Annotated in this window: 22 protein-coding genes; 10 read left to right on the forward strand and 12 right to left on the reverse strand. The window is 61.1% G+C overall.

Features of this window, described 5'->3' with window-relative positions:
- The first annotated feature begins 78 nt into the window (after positions 1-78).
- Entirely contained in the window at positions 79-477 is a 399-nt protein-coding gene (locus tag B2J77_RS10845) for an NUDIX hydrolase (RefSeq protein WP_078478620.1), read from the forward strand.
- A 43-nt stretch (positions 478-520) separates the two neighbouring features.
- Here B2J77_RS10845 and B2J77_RS10850 read toward each other — a convergent pair whose 3' ends face one another.
- Positions 521-1,072, reverse strand: coding sequence for an ATP-dependent Clp protease proteolytic subunit (locus tag B2J77_RS10850; protein ID WP_058639281.1), 552 nt, complete (start codon positions 1,070-1,072; stop codon positions 521-523).
- Between the two features lie 186 nt (positions 1,073-1,258).
- Between B2J77_RS10850 and B2J77_RS10855 the strand changes: the two genes are divergently transcribed.
- Genes B2J77_RS10855 through B2J77_RS10870 form a run of 4 tightly spaced genes read left to right on the forward strand, consistent with a single transcriptional unit; the run spans position 1,259 to position 5,110 of the window.
- Positions 1,259-2,176: a DUF72 domain-containing protein gene (locus B2J77_RS10855; protein ID WP_058639280.1), complete on the forward strand. Its 918-nt coding sequence runs from the start codon at positions 1,259-1,261 to the stop codon at positions 2,174-2,176.
- Entirely contained in the window at positions 2,173-2,958 is a 786-nt protein-coding gene (locus tag B2J77_RS10860) for an endonuclease/exonuclease/phosphatase family protein (protein WP_058639279.1), read from the forward strand. Before B2J77_RS10855 ends, B2J77_RS10860 begins: the two co-directional genes overlap by 4 nt.
- Positions 2,955-4,157, forward strand: coding sequence for a cardiolipin synthase ClsB (gene clsB, locus B2J77_RS10865; protein ID WP_078478621.1), 1,203 nt, complete (start codon positions 2,955-2,957; stop codon positions 4,155-4,157). The genes B2J77_RS10860 and clsB overlap by 4 nt, the downstream gene beginning before the upstream one ends.
- Entirely contained in the window at positions 4,157-5,110 is a 954-nt protein-coding gene (locus B2J77_RS10870; protein ID WP_078478622.1) for a lysylphosphatidylglycerol synthase domain-containing protein, read from the forward strand. The genes clsB and B2J77_RS10870 overlap by 1 nt, the downstream gene beginning before the upstream one ends.
- 173 nt (positions 5,111-5,283) lie before the next feature.
- Here B2J77_RS10870 and B2J77_RS10875 read toward each other — a convergent pair whose 3' ends face one another.
- Complete coding sequence (locus B2J77_RS10875; protein WP_027915593.1) at positions 5,284-5,508, reverse strand: metallothionein; 225 nt, start codon at positions 5,506-5,508, stop codon at positions 5,284-5,286.
- A gap of 2 nt (positions 5,509-5,510) precedes the next feature.
- Positions 5,511-5,969 (reverse strand): hypothetical protein, encoded by a 459-nt coding sequence (locus B2J77_RS10880; RefSeq protein WP_058639276.1) that lies wholly within the window; start codon positions 5,967-5,969, stop codon positions 5,511-5,513.
- A 150-nt stretch (positions 5,970-6,119) separates the two neighbouring features.
- Here B2J77_RS10880 and ligD point away from each other — a divergent pair, with 150 nt between their 5' ends.
- The 5 genes from ligD to B2J77_RS10905 are packed head-to-tail and all read left to right on the forward strand — an operon-like array spanning position 6,120 to position 11,724.
- Positions 6,120-8,621: a DNA ligase D gene (gene ligD, locus B2J77_RS10885; RefSeq protein WP_078478623.1), complete on the forward strand. Its 2,502-nt coding sequence runs from the start codon at positions 6,120-6,122 to the stop codon at positions 8,619-8,621.
- A 34-nt stretch (positions 8,622-8,655) separates the two neighbouring features.
- Positions 8,656-9,699, forward strand: a complete 1,044-nt coding sequence (locus B2J77_RS10890) for an acyl-CoA dehydrogenase family protein (RefSeq protein ID WP_058639274.1) — start codon at positions 8,656-8,658, stop codon at positions 9,697-9,699.
- Entirely contained in the window at positions 9,696-10,451 is a 756-nt protein-coding gene (locus B2J77_RS10895) for a PIG-L deacetylase family protein (protein WP_078478624.1), read from the forward strand. Before B2J77_RS10890 ends, B2J77_RS10895 begins: the two co-directional genes overlap by 4 nt.
- Before the next feature lie 11 nt (positions 10,452-10,462).
- The gene (locus tag B2J77_RS10900; protein ID WP_058604586.1) at positions 10,463-11,062 is read left to right on the forward strand and encodes a class I SAM-dependent methyltransferase; all 600 of its coding nucleotides are present in this window, start codon (positions 10,463-10,465) and stop codon (positions 11,060-11,062) included.
- A complete protein-coding gene (locus B2J77_RS10905) occupies positions 11,059-11,724 on the forward strand; it encodes a glycosyltransferase (RefSeq protein WP_078478625.1) in 666 nt (221 codons plus the stop codon). The genes B2J77_RS10900 and B2J77_RS10905 overlap by 4 nt, the downstream gene beginning before the upstream one ends.
- A 15-nt stretch (positions 11,725-11,739) precedes the next feature.
- On the opposite strand, the gene B2J77_RS10910 is transcribed toward B2J77_RS10905, so the two are convergent.
- The 9 genes from B2J77_RS10910 to B2J77_RS10950 all read right to left on the reverse strand — a co-directional run bounded on the left by B2J77_RS10910 (position 11,740) and on the right by B2J77_RS10950 (position 19,502).
- Positions 11,740-12,600, reverse strand: a complete 861-nt coding sequence (locus tag B2J77_RS10910; protein WP_078478626.1) for a Ku protein — start codon at positions 12,598-12,600, stop codon at positions 11,740-11,742.
- A 103-nt stretch (positions 12,601-12,703) separates the two neighbouring features.
- Positions 12,704-13,291, reverse strand: a complete 588-nt coding sequence (locus B2J77_RS10915) for a nucleosidase (RefSeq protein WP_058639270.1) — start codon at positions 13,289-13,291, stop codon at positions 12,704-12,706.
- A gap of 145 nt (positions 13,292-13,436) precedes the next feature.
- The gene (locus B2J77_RS10920; protein WP_078478627.1) at positions 13,437-14,390 is read right to left on the reverse strand and encodes a methyltransferase; all 954 of its coding nucleotides are present in this window, start codon (positions 14,388-14,390) and stop codon (positions 13,437-13,439) included.
- Positions 14,390-15,736, reverse strand: a complete 1,347-nt coding sequence (locus B2J77_RS10925) for an iron-containing redox enzyme family protein (RefSeq protein WP_078478628.1) — start codon at positions 15,734-15,736, stop codon at positions 14,390-14,392. Before B2J77_RS10925 ends, B2J77_RS10920 begins: the two co-directional genes overlap by 1 nt.
- Before the next feature lie 21 nt (positions 15,737-15,757).
- A complete protein-coding gene (locus B2J77_RS10930) occupies positions 15,758-15,955 on the reverse strand; it encodes a hypothetical protein (RefSeq protein WP_058639267.1) in 198 nt (65 codons plus the stop codon).
- A gap of 60 nt (positions 15,956-16,015) precedes the next feature.
- On the reverse strand, positions 16,016-16,189 hold the full coding sequence (locus B2J77_RS10935; protein ID WP_023535600.1) for a general stress protein: 174 nt from the start codon (positions 16,187-16,189) through the stop codon (positions 16,016-16,018).
- 147 nt (positions 16,190-16,336) lie between these two features.
- A complete protein-coding gene (locus tag B2J77_RS10940; RefSeq protein ID WP_078478629.1) occupies positions 16,337-17,620 on the reverse strand; it encodes an NTP/NDP exchange transporter in 1,284 nt (427 codons plus the stop codon).
- A gap of 4 nt (positions 17,621-17,624) precedes the next feature.
- Entirely contained in the window at positions 17,625-18,533 is a 909-nt protein-coding gene (locus B2J77_RS10945; RefSeq protein WP_078478630.1) for an aldo/keto reductase, read from the reverse strand.
- Between the two features lie 81 nt (positions 18,534-18,614).
- Positions 18,615-19,502: a Dyp-type peroxidase gene (locus tag B2J77_RS10950; protein ID WP_078478631.1), complete on the reverse strand. Its 888-nt coding sequence runs from the start codon at positions 19,500-19,502 to the stop codon at positions 18,615-18,617.
- Positions 19,503-19,556: the final 54 nt, after the last annotated feature.

The following is a 19,556-nucleotide window of genomic DNA, read 5'->3' on the forward strand; positions in this document are numbered from 1 at the left end:
CAATTGTTACAGTTTTATGACTTTTGCACGGTGCTCGGCGACTAACTCCTCATAGGAATGTGATTCGCCGGAGTACCCATGAAATCCGCCAAGCCCCGCGCAACCATCATCTGTCGGCATGGCAAACACGCTCATAAATGGCTGTGGGTTCGCAAGCCAAATGCCCCTTGGACGCTGCCAGGAGGCAAGGTAGAACCTGGTGAGACGCCGCTTGAGGCAGCCCAGCGCGAACTGCTGGAAGAGACAGGCCTGCAGGCCCACAATTTCACGCTGCTGATGCGCCACGAAACGCCACAACGCATGCATTATGTCTTCGAGGCCGAGTTCGACGAAGCACCGCAGCCCTGCGCCTTGCATGAGATCGCTGACTACCAGTTCGCCCATTTCGAGCACGTCGGCACGCTCAAGCAAGACATCAAGAAATTGATTCGCTCTTTGCTCGAGTGCGACGCAGCTACCGCAGCGTCTGTGCGCTAACGCCCACTTTACTGGCTGCTAATTCAAAAACGGGCGTGCCGCTCTAAGCGTGCACGCTCCATTGGCAGTCGCCCGCCTCTATCGGCAAGTCGTCGACTGCATGAATCATCCCGCTGTCCAGGGCTTCTTGTGGGCCAAGGATTCGCGGGGCCGCCATCAAGTAGCGCGGCACGTCAAGTGCCTGTGCTGCGCCCTCGGTGCGCTGCGCCACAATCTGCGCGTACAGGCGCAAATCATAATCCAGGCTCATGGCATATTCGGCCATGCGTGAGTGGTCGATGGAGCCGTGCAGCGTCCAGTGAAAGGGGTGGAAGAGGAACTTGCTGTGAGTGCATGCGGTGCGGTGCTCGCCGGCCAGGAACAGGATGTTGCCCATTGACTCGACCGTGCCCAGGTTGTGGGTGTGCACACTGACCGGCAAGGTCCGCAAGTAGTTGTACAGGGTAAACCCGTAGCTGCACTCGCCGCCCATGGTGGCGACATTCAACTGCACCACCTCGGCCCCCTGGTTCACGGCCTTGGTGCAGGTGTTGATCAGATTGCCGCAGGTAGACGAGTTGATAGGGCCGGTGAAATGGATGATGTGTCTGGCCATGTGCACCTCCAAGAAGTGTCGATACAGAGCGTTGGTCACCACCCTGCCTGTCTAAAAGTGGCATCAAGCCTGCCCGCAAAGTTCAATTCCAGCCCTGCTCGCCACCACTGATCAACTGCGCCTGAACCCTCCTGCCGCTGCACTGGTCGCAATGATGAATGGAATGGAGATGCGATAGGAGGCAGCGTGAGCGAGGTACGCATTGGCATTTCAGGATGGCGATACGGTCCCTGGCGCAAGGACTTCTACCCCAAGGGGCTGCGCCAGGACGACGAGCTGGCCTTCGCGTCGAGGGCAGTCAATACCATCGAGATCAACGGCTCGTTTTACAGCCTGCAAACGCCCGAACGCTATCAAGCCTGGCATGACGCCACACCCGATGACTTCGTGTTCGCGGTCAAGGCGCCGCGATACATCACCCACATCCGCAGACTTAAGGACATCGATACGCCATTGGCCAATTTCTTCGCCTCCGGGCCGCTCCTTCTCGGTAACAAGCTCGGCCCATTCTTATGGCAGTTCCCTGCCAACATGCGTTTCGACGCTGAGCGATTCGATGCATTTCTGCGATCGCTGCCGCGTGACCGCGCCGCTGCCCGACGCAGCGCCAGTGGCTGCGAGCAACGCCTGCAAGGTAACGGCGGCACGCAGATAAGCGGCAATGCGCCGCTACGCCATGCGGTGGAAATTCGTCACGAAAGTTTCCTGTGCGAGCGCTTCGTGGAACTGCTGCGCCAGCACAACGTTGCCCTGGTGGTTGCCGACAGCGCGGGCAAGTGGCCTTACGTGGAGGACGTCACCGCAGATTTCATGTACATGCGCCTGCATGGCGACGTCGAACTCTACAGCAGCGGTTATACCGTCAGCGCACTGCGCCGCTGGAAGAAACGGATCGAACAGTGGCGTGAGGGGAGTCAGGCCGACGATGCACACCTGATCGTACAGGGCCCTCCCCCCCGGCGCTCAACCCGGGATGTGTACTGCTATTTCGATAACGACCAGAAAGTCCACGCCCCTTACGACGCGCGCCGATTGCTGGAAAAGATGCACCTGGACCACGAGCTGATGACAGAGCCGGGCGCCGAGCCGGAGGTTGAACTGTGAACCCTACACTCTCCGCGCCAAGCTGCATCATCGACAAAGTCACCGCCGTGCACCGTTTGAACGTACTGACGCTCAACGTGCACAAAGGCTTCACCTTCTTCAACCGCCGCTTCATCCTGCCGGAGCTGCGCGATGCGGTACGTGCCACGGGCGCCGACCTGGTGTTTCTCCAGGAGGTGCATGGCAGCCACCAACAGCATGCGATCAGCCACCCTGCCTGGCCGCAGGCGCCCCAGTACGAATTCCTGGCAGACAGCATGTGGCCGCAATTTGCCTATGGTCGCAACGCCGTTTATCCCCATGGCGATCACGGCAACGCCTTGCTCTCCAAATTTCCGATCGTGCGTTCGGAAAACCTCGACGTCTCAGTGGCGGGAAATGAACAGCGAGGCCTGCTGCACTGTCAACTGGAAGTACCCGGCCACGACGAAGTGCATGCAATCTGCGTGCACTTGGGCCTACGGGAGGCACACCGGCAGAAGCAGGTGAGTCTGCTGTTCGACTTGCTCGACCGCCTGCCCGCCAAGGCACCGGTGATCATCGCCGGCGACTTTAACGACTGGCGTCTGAAAGGAGATGCCGTGCTGTCGCAGCGCTTGATAGAGGCATTCGGGGAGCGTTTCGGCTCGCCAGCCCGCAGTTTTCCGGCACGCCTGCCGCTGCTTCGGCTTGACCGGATCTACGTGCGCAATGCCATGCCCCACGCTGCAAAGGTTTTATCCAACTATCCGTGGTCGCACCTGTCCGACCACGCCCCCCTGGCTGCGGAGATCAACGTGTGAAAAGACCTTGGGTCGATGGCAACAGCGTCGAGCTGCTGATCAATGGTGAGGCGTTCTACCCGCGGGTCTTCGAGGCCATGGGCCAGGCGCGCAATGAAATCCTGCTCGAGACATTCATCATCTACGAAGACAAGGTAGGCCATCAGCTGCAGCGTGCCCTGATCGAGGCAGCGCAACGCGGGGTCCGTGTCGAAGTGGTTGCCGACGGATACGGCACCGCTGACCTGTCAGCCGAGTTCATCGCGGCGATGACCGAGGCGGGAGTAAGGTTTCACCTGTTCGACCCCCAGCCTCGTCTGGCGGGCCTGCGCACCAACCTGTTCCGCCGCCTGCATCGCAAGATCGTCGTGATCGACGGGGAGCGTGCGTTCATTGGCGGCATCAACTACAGCGCCGATCATCTCGGCGACTATGGCCCCATGGCCAAGCAGGACTACGCCGTGGAGGTAACCGGGCCAGTGGTCGCGCAGGTGCATGCCGTCAGCCGTCGATTGATGTCGCCGGTGCTCGAGCCCCCAAGCGAGGTGCGGCCTGTCACCGACCCCACTGGCGACATCACCGCTGTGATGGTAGAGCGGGACAACGGCCAGCGCAGCACGGCTATCGAAGCCTATTACCTCGAAGCGCTGCGTGGCGCGCGCAAGCGCATCGTGGTAGCCAATGCCTATTTTTTCCCAGGCTATCGCCTGTTGCGCGAGTTGCGTAACGCCGCGCGTCGCGGGGTTGAAGTGACCCTCATCATGCAGGGTGAGCCTGATATGTGGTGGGTGCGTACCCTGGCTCGCCTGCTCTACAACTACCTGCTTCGCGACGGGGTGCGGATCCATGAGTATTGCCGGCGCCCCCTGCACGGAAAGGTCGCACTGGTGGATGACGAATGGTCCACGGTCGGTTCGAGCAACCTCGACCCGCTGAGCCTGTCGTTCAACCTTGAAGCCAACCTGTTCATCCGCAGCCGCGCCTTCAATCAGCAGCTCCACGACCATCTGCAGTCGCTGGCCAGCGAACAGTGCAAGACGGTCACCCTGGAGCGAATGATTCGCGGCTACTGGTGGCGGGCGCCACTGATCTTCTTGAGCTTCCATGTCATACGTCACTTTCCGCGCATTGCCGGTTGGCTACCTGCGCATCGCAAGCGCCTGAAAACGCCTGGGCAAGCCGTAGAGACCCAAGGCAACCTGCACGAGGGCAACACCTGATGGAACGAAAGCGTTGGCAAGTGTGGGCCAAGCGTCTGTTCACCGTCCTGTTCCTTATCCTGATCCCGGCGTTACTGTTCACGTTGGCGCGCAACCTGGATTGGAACGAGGTGCGTGAATCGCTGTTGGCCTACAAACCCGGCACATTGGCCGTCGGGTTGGTCATGGCACTGATGAGCTTCTTGATCTTTGCCAGTTACGACTTATTGGCCCGAACCTATACCGGTCACAAGTTGCCGGTCCGGCAAGTGCTGCCGATCGCCTTCGTGTGCTACGCCTTCAACCTCAACTTCACCACCTGGGTGGGCGGTGTTGCGTTGCGCTATCGGTTATACGGCAGGCTTGGGTTGGACACGCCCACCATCACGCGCATTCTCACCTTGGGGCTACTGACCAACTGGATGGGCTACATGCTGCTGGCAGGCAGCGTGTTTGCCATGCGCCTGGTCGAATTGCCCGCAAACTGGGCGGTCGGCACCACTGGGCTGCAGCTCATTGGCTTCGCGCTGCTGGCCATTTCGATCGGCTATCTGCTGGCCTGCGGTTTTGCCAAAAAACGCACCTGGCGCTGGCGCGAGCATGAACTGACGCTGCCTTCACTGCGACTTGCACTGTGCCAGGTGGCCTTGGGCGCCAGCAACTGGGCAATGATGGCGCTGCTGATCTTCTGGCTGTTGCCAGAGCAGGCGTTCTATCCCTCCATCCTGGGGGTTCTGCTGATCAGTTGCGTGGCCGGGGTGGTGGCTCACATTCCGGCTGGGCTTGGTGTGCTGGAAACCGTATTCCTGGGCCTGCTTCAAGGGCAGATTCCACAAGGCAGCCTGGTTGCAGCCTTACTGGCCTATCGAACCTTGTACTACTTGATACCGCTGGTGTTGGCGGTCATCACCTACTTGGTGCTGGAAAAGCGCGCTAAGACCATGCGCCGGCAAGATACGCCAGCACCAACATAAAGGGGGGCGGTTGGTGGGTAAGTCACAAAACTAGTGCTGCTCCAAGCTCAGCACAGTCCCCTTGCAGGAGCGCCTCGTCAAGGCCGCTTCTATGGAATTCGCTCACTCTCTGAGACGGTTTAAGAGAGGTTGAACAGGCCGGGTCTGCCCAGGCAGACCCGGCTCAATACCCCTCACGGCGAAATAGGATCGCTCGCTGGGAAAGTCTCATCCAGCGCATTGTCCACACTGGTTTCCTTTTTCTGCTCAACCTTGCCACAGGTGCAGTCAGGCATGCGGCATGGCTCGCCGTTACGGTGCCCGGTCGCACACGCTTCGCAGCAGTAGGCCTTGCCATTCTGCGGCAAGGTGCTCACCGTGCAGGAACACTCGGTACAAGCGCAGCGTAATTCGCTCATGATCAACTCCTTTCGTCTTCTTCAATTGCATCGTCAGTCCACGGTTTCCCGTCAAGCGGGTTGGTGCGGGCCAGTTCTGCTTCGTCAAGGCCTCGACCGCCGCCGATCTCGATCGCGTCTTTTTCGGTCAGCGCCTGATCGGCAGGGCCGCCGTACCCAGGCTCATGGGAATCTCGAGCGCCGGTTTCGTCCAGTAGCGTGTCCGGGCTCAGATCATCATCCGTGACACCGTCCTCATGCAGGCTGTCGGTCAGCGCCTCGCCGCCGGTCAAGCCGCTCTGGCGCACCCGCTCTTCCGGGAATTCCTGCTCCACTTCACGCTCTGGTCGTTCATCACCTACCCGCCCCTGACGGTCATCAAGGCGATCACTGAAGTTCAGCTCATGCACACTGCCCATACGATCCTCGATGTCATCGATCTCGGTCGGGGTATAGGCTTTGGGTTCATCGGGTCTGGACATTACGCCTCTCCATCAGTTGGCTTACCCAAAGTCGACTGCTCTGCACCCAGGAAGATTCAGAGTTTTACGCGGCCAGTGGCGGTTTTTTGAACTCCAATGCCGCTCCCCGCCTCCCAAGATCAAGACAGCCCAGGTTCCGGAGCCCCCCTCATGGCCACGCCACTCGAGGAATACGCGCGCAAGCGCGATTTCAACGCCACGCCCGAGCCAATCGGCAAATCCGGCCGCAGCAAAGGGGCTCACGCGTTACAGTTCTGCATCCAGAAACATGACGCCAGCCATTTGCACTACGATTTCCGACTGGAACTGGACGGCACGCTCAAAAGTTGGGCGATTCCAAAGGGTCCCTCCCTGGATCCGAAAGTCAAACGCCTGGCCGTGCATGTCGAAGACCATCCGCTCGATTACGCCACCTTCGAAGGCCACATTCCGGAAGGTCACTACGGTGGGGGCGATGTCATCGTCTGGGACCGTGGGGTTTGGGAACCCGACGGGGACCCGCGTGAGGGTTACAAAAAAGGCAAACTGCGCTTTCGCCTGCAAGGCGAGAAGCTCGCTGGTATGTGGAACCTGTTCCGCACACGGCTGGCTGGCAAGAAAGAGCAGTGGATGCTGGTCAAGTCGAATGACAGCCAGGCCCGCAGCGAGGCCCAGTACAGCATTGTCGAGGACCAGCCCGACAGCGTGATCAGCGACCGCACTTTGGTTGCCAAGCAATCCGCCAAAACGGCCAAACCCGGCAAAGGCAAGCCCGCCCCGACCAAGCAAGCCGCCAAGTCCAAGCCCGCTATGCTGCCAGAACACATGCAGCCGCAGTTGGCCACGTTGGTCGACTCACCCCCCTCGGGGGACTGGCGGTATGAGGTGAAGTACGACGGTTACCGCATTCTCGCGCGCATCGAGGGCGATGATGTGCGGCTCTATACCCGCAATGGCCATGACTGGAGCGCCAAGATGCCGGGCCAAATCGCTACGCTACGCGCGTTGGGTGTGGACTCTGCGTGGCTCGATGGCGAGATGGTCGTCAATGACGACCAGGGGGTTGCAGACTTCCAGGCCTTACAGAACGCATTCGATACCGCGCATGATGAACAAATCACCTATTACGTCTTCGACCTGCCGTTTCTGGGCGGTCAAGATTTGCGCGCCCTTCCCTTGCAGCAGCGACGCGACGCGTTGGAGCGCTTGCTTGAGCACAGCACTGCGGACAACCTCAAGTACTCTGCGGACTTCGACGAGCCGGTTGAAGCGTTGCTCGAGAGCGCCTGTAAGCTGGGCCTTGAAGGCTTGATCGGCAAGCGTGCCGACAGCAGCTATTCAGGCACGCGCAGCGCCGACTGGATCAAGCTCAAGTGCAAGCGGCGGCAGGAGTTTGTAGTGGTGGGCTATACCGACCCCAAGGGCAGCCGCAGTGGGTTCGGCGCCTTGCTATTGGCCCTGCACGACGACGCAGGCATGCTGCGTTACGCCGGCAAGGTGGGCACAGGGTTCAGTGCCACCACCCTTGACACATTGCACGCACAACTCAAACCCCTACAAACCGCCCAGCCTACTGTAGCCAACCCCCCCACTGGCGCCGAAGCCCGAGGGATACATTGGCTAGAGCCCACGTTGCTGGCCGAGATCGCCTTTGCCCAGATGACCCGTGACGGCGTAGTACGCCACGCGGTATTCCACGGTTTGCGCGACGACAAACCGGCAACCGATATCGACCTGGAGCGTGCCATGCCGAGCAAGACCGTCCATCAGCGCAAGGCGGCCAAGAGCACCGAGACGCTGGGTGATCTGCGCCTGACCCACCCTGATCGCGTGATCGACCCTACCTCTGGCATGACCAAGCGTGACGTCGTCGAATACTACGCCCAGGTCAGCGAATGGATCTTGCCCCACCTCAAGAATCGGCCGGTTGCGCTTGTGCGTGCGCCAGACGGCCTCGCCGGGGAACTGTTTTTCCAGAAAAACGCGGGCCAGCTGCACATTCCAAACGTGCGTACGTACGGCAAAGAGGAAGCCGGCCAGGCCGCCATGGTCATCAACCGCCCTGACACTTTGCTCGGCGCCGTACAGATGAACATGCTTGAACTGCACACCTGGAACGCCACCGACACGCAGTTCGACCGGCCAGACCGTTTCGTACTCGACCTGGACCCTGACCCGGCCCTGCCGTGGAAGGCAATGCTGGAGGCCACCCAGCTGACCCTGACCCTGCTGGACGAACTGGGTCTGAAGGTGTTCATCAAGACCAGCGGGGGCAAAGGTATCCATCTGGTTGTCCCGCTAACGAGAAAAGCGAGCTGGGACGACGTCAAGGATTTCAGCCACGCCATCGTCACCTACCTGGCAAAACTGTTCCCTGATCGGCTCACCGCAGTGTCCGGCCCCAAGAACCGTGTAGGCCGCATCTTCATCGACTACTTGCGCAATGGCAAAGGTGCTACCACGGTGTGTGCTTACTCGCTGCGCGCTCGCGAGGGCTTGCCGGTGTCGGTGCCGGTCTGGCGTGAAGAACTGGCACAGCTCAAGGGCGCCAATCAGTGGACCATTGCCACAATAGGTGAGCGACTGGCCGATACCCAAGACCCTTGGGCCGACATGAGCAAGACCCGTCAATCCATCACGGCGCGGATGCGCAAACAACTTGGGCTCACGTGATGGGCGACGCCCAACGCGACAGGGAGTTACGCGCATGAGCATGCCTCAGAACTATGACCTCACCCAGCTGGACCGCTTGTTGCGCACTTATGACGAGCGGCTGCAGCCGCTCAATGTCGACACCCAGTTACTTGAACTGATGAAAGCTTTGCAGGCCCATTGCCTGGATATTCTGCCCAGGCCGGGCCACGGCAATACGCTTGAGCGTTGGCAGACCTTGTCGCGGGTCGCCGGCTGTGACCTGGTCTTGGCCAAGCTCTATGAAGGGCATACGGACGCTTTGGCGATCCTGGCCGAGTGTGGTGCTGGCCATCTTTCGTCTGAGGGGATCTGGGGCGTGTGGGCCGCAGAGCCCCCGGATGCTCGTGCCGTCATCACCTCCCAAGACGGGGGCCGTGTCCGCCTCGGCGGAAAGAAAGCGTGGTGTTCGGGCGCCTTGCAAATCGATCAGGCATTGATCACCGCCTGGGACGAGTCCGGTAAGCCACAGCTGGTTGCCATCCGCTTGGCCGACCCAACCTTGGGCCTCAATATCGAGCACTGGCAGGCTGTGGGCATGGCCAGCACTGCCAGTGTCGAGGTCGAATTCAACGACACACCTGGTGTGCTCGTCGGTGCAGCGGGCCAATATTTGTCCAGGCCGGGCTTCTGGCACGGCGGCGCGGGCATCGCCGCCTGCTGGTATGGGGCGGCCGAGGCGCTGGCCGAATACCTGCGCGAGCACTGCCGCAAACCCAAACCAGACCCCCACGCAGACGCGCACTTGGGCGCTGTAGATGCCGCCCTGTGCGGCGCTCGGGCGGCATTGCGTGAATGTGCTGCCTGGATCGATCTCAACCCAGGCGCCGATGCCAGCCTGATCGTGCAACGCGTGCGCGCTCAGGTTGAACATGCCGTGGAACACGTCATGCGTCACGTAGGCCGAGCATTGGGTGCAACCCCGTTTTGCCGTAATGCCCACTTTGCGCGCTTGAGCGCAGACCTGCCGGTGTTCATTCGCCAAAGTCACGCCGAGCGAGACCTTGCAGCCCTCGGCGAACAGACCGCACAGCTTTCTTCCGGAGCATGGCAGCTATGAGTGAAGACCTGATCCAGTCCAATGATGGTACGCCCTGGTCAGCGTGGCAGCACTCGGCCCATCTGGCCCGGGCCACCTGGCTCAATGCACACCAGCTCTGCCCGCCTGGTCGGCGCCTGGTGCTGATCGCACCCCATCCGGATGACGAGATTCTCATGGCAGGCGGTCTGCTGACCGATTTTGCCGGGCGTGAAGAGGACCTGGTGCTGATCTCGGCGACCGACGGCGAAGGCAGCCATCCCAGCTCGACCCGCTGGACAGAGCATCGTTTGCGTCGCGACCGGCCGCAAGAAAGCCGCAAGGCCATCGAGCAACTCGGGCTGGACCCCAAGCGTATCGATTGGCGCCGCCTGCACCTGAAGGACAGTCAACTGGCCAGGGAGGAAGCCTTTCTGGTCAGCCATCTGACTCAGCTACTGCGCCCTGAGGATGTGCTGATGACGACCTGGCGAGGTGACGGCCACTGCGATCACGAGGCCGTAGGCCGGGCCGGGGCACAGGCAGCGCTAGCGCGTAAAGCCCAGCTGGTGGAAGCCCCAGTATGGGCATGGCACTGGGGACAACCTGACGATCCACGTCTGCCCTGGGAGCGCGCGCACCGCTTGCAACTCAATGAGGGCCAGGTGGCACGCAAGCGCAAAGCCATTGCTGCACACGCCAGCCAGTTCGAGCCTGACGGTTGTACACCGCCGGTGCTACGCCCTAACCTGCTGGACTGCGTGCTACAGCCCTTCGAACTGGTCTTCTTGTAAAAGGATTCGCCATGAGTATCGATGCCCAATACTTCGCCGACCTGTATGCCGCCAACGAAGACCCCTGGGCCTTTCGTACCCGCTGGTATGAAAAACGAAAACGCGACCTGGTCATGGCAAGCCTGCCCCGGCAGTGTTACGAACGGGTGTTCGAGCCCGCCTGCGCCAATGGCGAACTCAGTGTGCTGCTGGCCGAGCGCTGTGCCGAGCTGGTGTGCCAGGACCTCGACCCGAAGGCTGTGGGCTTGGCCACCGATCGCCTGGCCGATGTCCGCCACGCACAGGTCGAACGCGCCCGCCTGCCTGCCGACTGGCCAGGCGGGCGTTTCGATCTGATCGTGCTCAGCGAAGTGGGCTACTACCTTGATCCCACCGACTGGTTGCAGGTAATCGAACAGGCTGTCGCCAGCTTGTCCTACGACGGCGGCCTGCTGGCGTGTCACTGGAAGCACCCGATTGCCGGGTGCCCCCAGGACGGGCGCGAGGTGCACCGAATGCTGTCCAAACACCTGCCGCTGTACCCGGTGTTCTGCCACGACGAAGCCGACTTCATCATGGCTTACTGGTCGAATCAGCCCAGCGTGGTAGACCTGGACGAGACGTGCATATGATCGGCATCGTCATTCCGGCCCACAACGAAGCCCGGCGTCTGGGTCGATGCCTGAAGGCTGCCTCGGCTGCCGCCCAACACGCTGCGGTAGCCGGTCATGAGGTCGATATTCTGGTGGTGCTCGATCGCTGTACCGACGGCACCGCCGCCGTCGCCCGGCGCCACGGTGCACACACCTTCGCCATCGATGCCGGTAATGTCGGCATGGCTCGGCGCGCGGGCGCAGAATGGATGCTCGCGCGCGGTGCCACATGGCTCGCCTGCACAGACGCCGACAGCCAGGTTCCTGCCCACTGGCTGACGTCACAGCTCGACTGCGGCGCTGAAGTCGTCTGCGGTACGGTCCATGTGAGCCACTGGCAGCCCTGGCAAACAGCCGCCTTACGCAAGCTCTACCTGAGCCGCTACGAGGCACGTGACGGGCACCGTCATATCCATGGGGCCAATCTAGGCGTAAGCGCCCAGGCGTATCAGCGCGTCGACGGCTTCCAGCCACTGGCTGCCCACGAGGATGTTCAACTGGTGCGGGACCTGGAAGCGCTGGGGGTGCCGATCAGTTGGTCGGCTGCGCACAGTGTGGCCACCAGCAGCCGGCGCGAGTGTCGAGCACGCGAAGGGTTTGGCGATTACCTGGCCGGCCTGCAGGAGCACCTGCAGGCCTAGCAGGTGTGAGTGTACTCAAGAAGCCTTGCGCGTACGTTTGGCGGGCTTCTTCGCCGCAGCCGGTTTCTTCTTGGGAGACGCGGTGCTTTTGCCGCCGAGGCTGCGTTTGAGCAGCTCGGTGAGATCGATGATGTCTGCGCTCTTCTCGCCGCTGCTGTCCTCGCCCTTCTCCACCGTCTCGATCTTGCCTTTGCTGGCTTTTTCCGCGACCAACTCCATGATTGTGTCCCGAAACGCGTCGTGATACTCGTCCGGTGACCAGGTGCCGGTCATGTCTTGAACCAGACGCTTGGCCATGTCCAGTTCCCGTTTGTCCACTTTGGCCTTGGTCACAGTCGTGTCCAGTTCAAGGGTATCGAGCCCACGTACCTCATCGGGCCAGCGCAACGTGATCATTACCAGGGCTTCATCCAGGGGTCGGATAAGCGCAAGGTGCTGGCGTGTGTGCAGCACGACTGTCGCCAAAGCCACTTTGCCGGTGGTGGCCAGCGTTTCGCGCAACAGCGCATAGACCTTGCCGCCGCGCCGGTCAGGGCTCAGGTAATAAGGGGTGTCGAAGTGTTGAAGGGGAATTTCCCCTGCGTCCACGAATGAAAAGATGTCGATCGTCTGAGTGGCCTCCGGGCGGGCCTTGCGGATCTCCTGTTCACTGATCACCACATAGCGGCCCTTCTCGTACTCCACGCCCTTGACGATGTTCTCCTTGTCGATGTCCTTGCCGGTGACTTTGTTGATGCGCTTGTAGCCCACTGGGTCCATGCTGCGCTTGTCCAGCCAGTCAAAATCAACGCGTTCACTGCTGACGGCGGAGTTGAGCGCCACGGGGATGTGTACCAAACCGAAACTGATGGCGCCTTTCCAGATTGCCCTGGCCATTGACATGCTCCCTGAGTGATCTGCTGATACCTCAAGTGACTGCGCCACATCAGGAAAGGTTTAACCGCAGTGCCCGGTGGCTCCCACAGCCATAGGCAGATATTCAGGCAGGATTGAAGAGCACCCGCTTGAAGGCTTCTGCCGCCAAGTGAACCTGCACGGACCAGTCGGTGGCCGCATCGCTCCCGGCATCGTCGGAGATGTATTTCAGGCATACGAACGGGATGTCCTCGGACCGTGCGACAAGCGCCAGCGCATAGGCCTCCATGTCGACCACGTCATAGGGCGCATCACCGTGCCTGATCTCGAAATTATCGCCTGTGCCACAGGTTTCGATAGGCAGCCCCGCAATGGCCAGCCCATGTTCAAGTACGACAGGGATGTCGGAAAGCGGCGTTTCGTAACGCGCAAACCCCAGAGGCGTGACGTCCATGTCGCGCTGGACGAACCGTGTGCAGCACACCAGGCTGCCCTTGCCATGCAGCCGGCTGCCTGCCGAGCCGAGATTGACGATGAGCCTGGGCCTGCGCGTAGTCACAGCGCGGGTGAGCGCGATGGCCGCGTTCACCTTGCCAATACCGGTGAAGACCGTATTCAGATGCCCGAACAGACCGCCCGCCTCTGCCTCCAGGGCAAAGACGAACAGCGTGTCTTCCAGGGCTACACGGGGGAACAGCGGGGTCAGCATCATGGCTACGGTCCTTGGAGAAACGGTTGTCGATCTCGCTATTCTCTTTGAACCGGTGGTTAGGTCAAGAATGTGTCTGCACAGGCAGGTCTGCTACAGCAGCCGCTTAACGCCACGATGGGCCAGGCGTGTCGATAACACTCCGGTCTCAACGATTGCGCATAACCGTCAGTGCTACCGCAGCAATACGTTCCACCCGCTCATAGCCAGGCTCCAATAATTGCTCGCCGAACACGTCAGGGTCGATCTCTCGATAGACCCAAGAAAATTCAGGGCCGGCCAGCTGCTCGCGAATGCCTTCTAGCAGAGCGTCTTGCCCCTCGACGATGGCAACGCCGGTATACAGCAACAATGATCCCCCCACGCTCAGTCGCTCAAGGCTCTGCTCGATGATGCGTCGCGAAAGATCCGCTCCGAGCGATCCTCCGCCATGGCGATACGTGCGTTCACCATCGTCAAGCATGTAAGGCGGATTGGCCACGATCAAGTCGAACTGACCTGTCACGTCCTGCAGGATATCGCTTTGCTGCACAGACACATTACCGATGTCGGCAAGTGCCGTATTGACCGCAGTAAAACGCAGCGCCTTGGGGTTGATATCCACGGCGGTCACCTGCGCGTGCTGCGCAGCACGAGCGATCACCAATGCGCCCACCCCTGTGCCACAGCCAATGTCCACTGCACGCTCAATGCGCTTGGGCGTCGATCGCAGGTGATCCTGGATGACATGAGCGAACCGGTAACTGTCGGGGCCGAAGAACACCGCATCGCTGGCCTGCGTAGGGTAGGCCGAGTGCACCAGTAGCAGCCCGTCGAGGCTCGACCAACGGACGGTGCTGGCCAATAAGTCTCGATGAGACTTCACCACGCCAGCGGTTTTCATCAAGTCCAGCTCATCGGCCGAAAGCATCGAGCCGGCGAATGGCCGGCTCCAACCGAATACATCCCGGACGGTGCAAGCCTTCTCAGCGCCTGGTCGCGCATTAACCAATGCATGGGTCGCCGGTGTCACGCAGGTAAAGTGGTAACCATCAGCGCGAAGGCGCTTTCCCAGCTGTAGCAGAGCCTGGTCAGCGGCTGTCTGAGGTGAATCGAGGGGCATCAGTGAGCTCCTTCCTGGAGCAGGCCAGTGGCCTGTATGTAAGCCTGAGTCGCGGCCAGTCCTTCGGGCGTCGCATGTTTATTGCCGGACATGGCACAAATCAACGTATCAATATCGTGGTGCGCAGGGCGCTGCCGCTGGGTACCCGGCGTCTGGTCTTGCAATTGCAGTGCCGCCTCCCAGCTGCCGGGTAACACACGACGAATGCGCGATTGTGAACCCGCGGCGATCCAATCGTGCCACAGCTGCTTCTCGTAGGCGGTAAATACACCATACATGGGCGCGGTCGGCCCCTCGATCAGCGTCCACCAGCGGCTTTGCTCAGGAGCTTCGCCGCGGCGAATCCAACCCTGGGCTTGCATGGCGTCAAGAAAGGCCGGCATGGCGCCTGGCTCGGCCAGCCATTGGTTGATGGTGCGTTTTTGCAGACGGCAGTGGTCCGAGTGCATGAACTGCCCAAAATTGCGCTTGTGCTCCAGGGCCTGAAGCAGCTCAGCTTCCAAGTCGAAACTTGCGATGAGCGCAGGGGTGCTGGTCCCTAGATCATTGAGACGGTAGCCCCGACGGACCCGCTCATAAAAACCCGCCACATCATCAGTCGGGCACAACTGGTGCAGGGCCTGGAGCGACAGATGGGCATGACCGCTGGCTGCATTGTCGATGGTGACGTGCAGCTGGAAGTAAAATCCGTCGATGCCCAGCTCAGCCAATTCGTAAGTTGTGATCAACAAGTGCAAAGGCGGTTGTTCGTAGCCAAGGTTGTAGCCGATCACTTCAGGTAAATAGTCCTGGCCATACTCGCCAAGGGCCAATTGCAAGGACGCCTGCAGGTAACGGGAATCGTCCAGGTCCGGGCGATCCAGGCAGCCGAGCCGGCTCATCAGGCGCTGGTAGATCAGCACGTGATTGCAGCGAGGGTCACCGCTGCCCAGCTCCTCGAGGTAGGTACGGATCAGGCCGTGGTAGCGTGGATCTCGCCATTGACGCAGGGCACTGAACAGCCACGCGCCGTCCACAACCTTGGTGGGTTCGACTTGCTGCAGGAACCACAACGCCTGGGCGCGGTTGGCGAAATAGCGCCGCGGGGCGCCCTGCTTGCGCTGCTCCAGGTACGCCTTGTATCCCTCGGCCACACCGGCAGCGTGCTGCAAGCTCCAGGCGTCGAGTTGCGCTGGGTCATCCGGCAGGTCATCAGGCATGCTCCGGGCCTGAGCCAACTGGCTATCGAGCCAGGCCCGGCTACTGGTGTCATGGCCCTCGAGCAGGGCGTGATAGCGGTCTTTCAGGCTGGGAGCGACAGATGGGGCTTGGACCATCGCGGCGGTCTGGCGGGTCATGACCGTCATGGCGTATTCCTCGTGCGCGTATTATTGGTTGGCTTTCTGCCCTGGCATCGGCTCAGGGGCTGGCGCAGAACGGGGTGCGGTTTGTTCGTCAGGTTTTTGCATCTGCAAGGACGGCTTGCTGGCATCGGAGTCCTTGCCGGGATGATTGTTGTCGCGGTCAAAACAACCGCCGACCAGAGTCAAGGCGCCCATGAGAGTGATCAGTGGGAATGTGCGCATGGCTGGCTCCTTGTTCGAAGAATCGCAGTGCCAGGCTAGCCTGGCACTGCAAGGCTTCACTTACGACTTGCCGCCTTTGCGGCCCGACTCGCTGGAGTGGCCGCCGCTTGCCTGCCCTCCCTTCTTGCCGGCTTCGGAAGCCTTCTCACGGTCATTGGCGAAGTTGCCCGAATTTTTGCTACCGCCCTGGCTGCCCTGCTGGTTACCGCTACGGCTGTTGTCTTTAGTGGCCATGATCTGAAACCTCTTATGACTTCGGAATGCACGGCGCCAATGCCGTACATGAATTGGGAGTACACCCGTGCTTGAGGATTCGCATTATCGAGAAGGCTTCTGACAAACGGCGTTAAAGAAGGATCAGCCCAATAGTTGGTGTACCTGTCAGCGGCGACGGGTTTCGTCGCGTCGACCTTGCTGGCCACCGAGCCAATGACCGGTTGCGGCCCAGCAGACGGCAAGTAGCGCTCCGATTAGCATGGCCACCTGTGGATGATCCCCCATCAGGTCCAGGGCCCGCTTTATCCAGCCGCTGACCGCATCCCCGCCTCGGTAGACCACGGTGTCGATGAAGTTCTTGGCCTTGTACTTGTCTTCGGCGCTGACCACGGTGAACAGCATCTCGCGGCCAGGCCGAACCAGGGCATACTCGCCGGCCCGCCGTACGACCATCACGATGACGAACAGGGCGAAGACAGGCGACAAGGCCAGGCACATGAACCCGGCAGCCATGGCCAGCGGCACTGCCACCAGCAACACCCGCACCCCCAGGCGTCGAGCGAGCCGACCGGTGAAAAACAGCTGCGTGAGAATGGCCAGTGCCTGAACGACTGCATCTATTGCGCCGAACACCTGCGTCTGCCGAGTACGGTCGGTGAAGGTTTCACTGACAATGCGAGCCTGTTCGAAATAGAGGAATGTGCTGACACTGGCCAGCAGCACGACGAACAGAGCAATACCGAGCAGGTACGGCGTGCGTATTACCGCCGTTGCACCGGAAAACGGATTGCCGCCCAGTGCGCGGCCCTCGCAAGCGGGATCGCGGGTCGGGAGTGGATTATTCGTGCGCCAACGCTGCAACACCCAGGCGGCCAGTACGCTGCCCAGCAGCAACACGGCCGCGAGCGTCAACAAACCGGGGTGTCCAAGGGGCGCAACCAGCAGCGTGCCGAGCAGCGGCCCGCACAATCCGCCCACACTCGCCCCTGCTGCCAGTACGCCGAACAGGCGCTTGCCTTGCTCGGTGCTGAACAGGTCGGCGAGTACGCTCCAGGCCAGCGAGATACTCAGTAGATTGAATACCGACAACCAGATATAGAACGCCCGGGCCACCCAAGGCCCGTCGGGATGGCGTGCCAATAGCGCGGCAAAGGCGAGCAGGTTGCAGATGAAGAAGCCATAGGTCCAAGGCAATATGTGCCGGCGCCGTACACGGGAGGCCATCCAACCAAACACAGGCAGGCAAGCCAACGTGGCGATGAAGGTACCGGTGAACAGCCATTGCAGGTTTTCGACGCCACCGGCAACGCCCATGGTTTCTCGCACCGGCCGGAGCATGAAATACCCCGTGAACAGCATGAAGAACAGTAGGCTGCCTGCCAGAACCGCTGGCGCTTCCCCAGACCGCATGTCCAGCATCTGCTGCAGGCGCTGCCGCCGCGTCACCATGGTGTCAGGCGAACTGTTCGATCAGCGCTTGCTGCTGCGCCTGGGTAAGCATCGGACCCTGCCCTGCCTTGAGTTGGTCCAACTGACGATCCAGTCGGCCAGTGGCCGGTATCACGGCGGTGACTGCCGGGTGGCTGAGTGCGAACTTCAGGAACAACTGGGCCCAGCTACCGACGCCCTGTTCCTGTGCCCATTCTGGAAGGGCGCGATCCTTGACCGCCGCGAACAGACGACCGTCATCGAAGGCGCGGTTGATCAGCACCGCCACGCCCTTGTCACGGCACAAGGGAAGAAGCTCACGCGCAGCGCCAGGGGCATTGACTGCGTAATTGATCTGGATGAAGTCCAGAGCCTGGCTGCGCACGATCGCGGCCACCTGGTCGTGTCCCGAGTCCAGATAGTGGGTGATGCCCACATAGCGTGTCTTGCCCTGTTGCTTGAGTTCACGTGCATAGGGCAACTGCTGTTGCCAGTCACGCAAATTGTGCACTTGTAGCAGGTCCACCTTGTCCGTGCGCAGGCTGCGCAGCGTGCCGTCCCATTGGGCCTGGGCATCTGCGCGGCTGTTGGCGGCGATCTTGGTGGCAATGAAGCACTGGCGGTGCCACCCGCCTTCGGCGAGCAGTTGACCCAGGATGCTGTCGGCGCCGCCGTAGTTGGGAGAGGTGTCGATGACCCGACCGCCACCTTTGAAGAAGGCTTCAAGCACCTGATACAGCTGCCGGTAGTCCGCTGAGCCGGCCTCGACTTCGAAGCTGCCTGACGTGCCGGCGCCGATCACCGGCAGTAGCTCACCCGTTGACGGAATCGGCCGCGAGAGCAGGCTCGCCACTGCAGCTGCGCTCAGCCAGGGGCTGGTGGCCAGCAGACCGATCGCAGCGCCCGCACGTAGGACATCCCGACGTCCATACATAGGAAATCTCCGTAACAGAGCGGAAATATCCAATGCTAGTTCGTGGAAGCTGTCTTGCGATCATCTTGTGTATCTGGATGTTTAAGCCTCGGGCTGCAACAGCAGGCGCAAGTCCAGCGAACCCTGCGCCATCGGCGGGCACCAGTAGTAGCCCCCGGTCAGCGGGCGTGTGAACTGATACAGGGCATCGATCACACCGTCCTCCAGCCCGCTCATGCGGCGCAGCTGAACCTCGAACGAGGTGAAAGACGTACCCAGCGCCACGAACGCCAGCCCTGCACCGCGGGTATCAGCCCAGGAAACCGAGCGACGCACCATGAAAGCCTCCGGTGCATAGCTTTCCTGGGCAGTACGCTTCACATGGGCGGACTCAGGCGCATCCTCCAGTTCCTCGTTATCGCTCAGGCGCCGGCCGATGATGTTGTCCTGCACCTGCTGTGGCAGCGATTTGAAGTAGTGCATGTCGTGCTTCCACAGCTGGAACGCGGCGAAGCTCGACCCCTGCAAGCCAGGCGCGCCGTCACCCAGGATGGCGGCTTCGATGGCGTCGTCGCCGCTGGGGTTTTCCGTGCCGTCTTCGTAGCCCGTCAGATCCCGGCCGCCTCGGTGGAGGAAGCCATCAACATGATCAACCAGCGCAAAGGCTGGGCTCAATAGACGCTCCAGCGCCTGGGCCTGCAGATACAGGTCCCCGCGTTCGTCACCCCGCAACCACAGCCACAGCGCGTGCTGGGTACTGGGGTTCTCGACCGCGGCGTCCAGTAGCGGGAACGGGGTCAGGCCTTCGATCTGGGCGTTCAGGGCTTTTGCCAAAGGGGCGCCCACACCCAGTGTCACGCGCAGGCCGTCGACATGACCCAGCAAGGCATCGAGGGCCGCAGGCACGGCCTCGGTTGACTCGATGGAGAAGAACAGGTGACGCGCGTGCACCGGCACGGGCGTGGCAAGCAGACCTTGCTGATACGGCATGAAGGGCGAGTCCTGGGCTGAAAAGCGCGCATGCTACTGCGCAGGTCCAGACAG

The organism is Pseudomonas parafulva (genome assembly GCF_002021815.1).
Classification (GTDB): Bacteria; Pseudomonadota; Gammaproteobacteria; order Pseudomonadales; family Pseudomonadaceae; genus Aquipseudomonas; species Aquipseudomonas parafulva_B.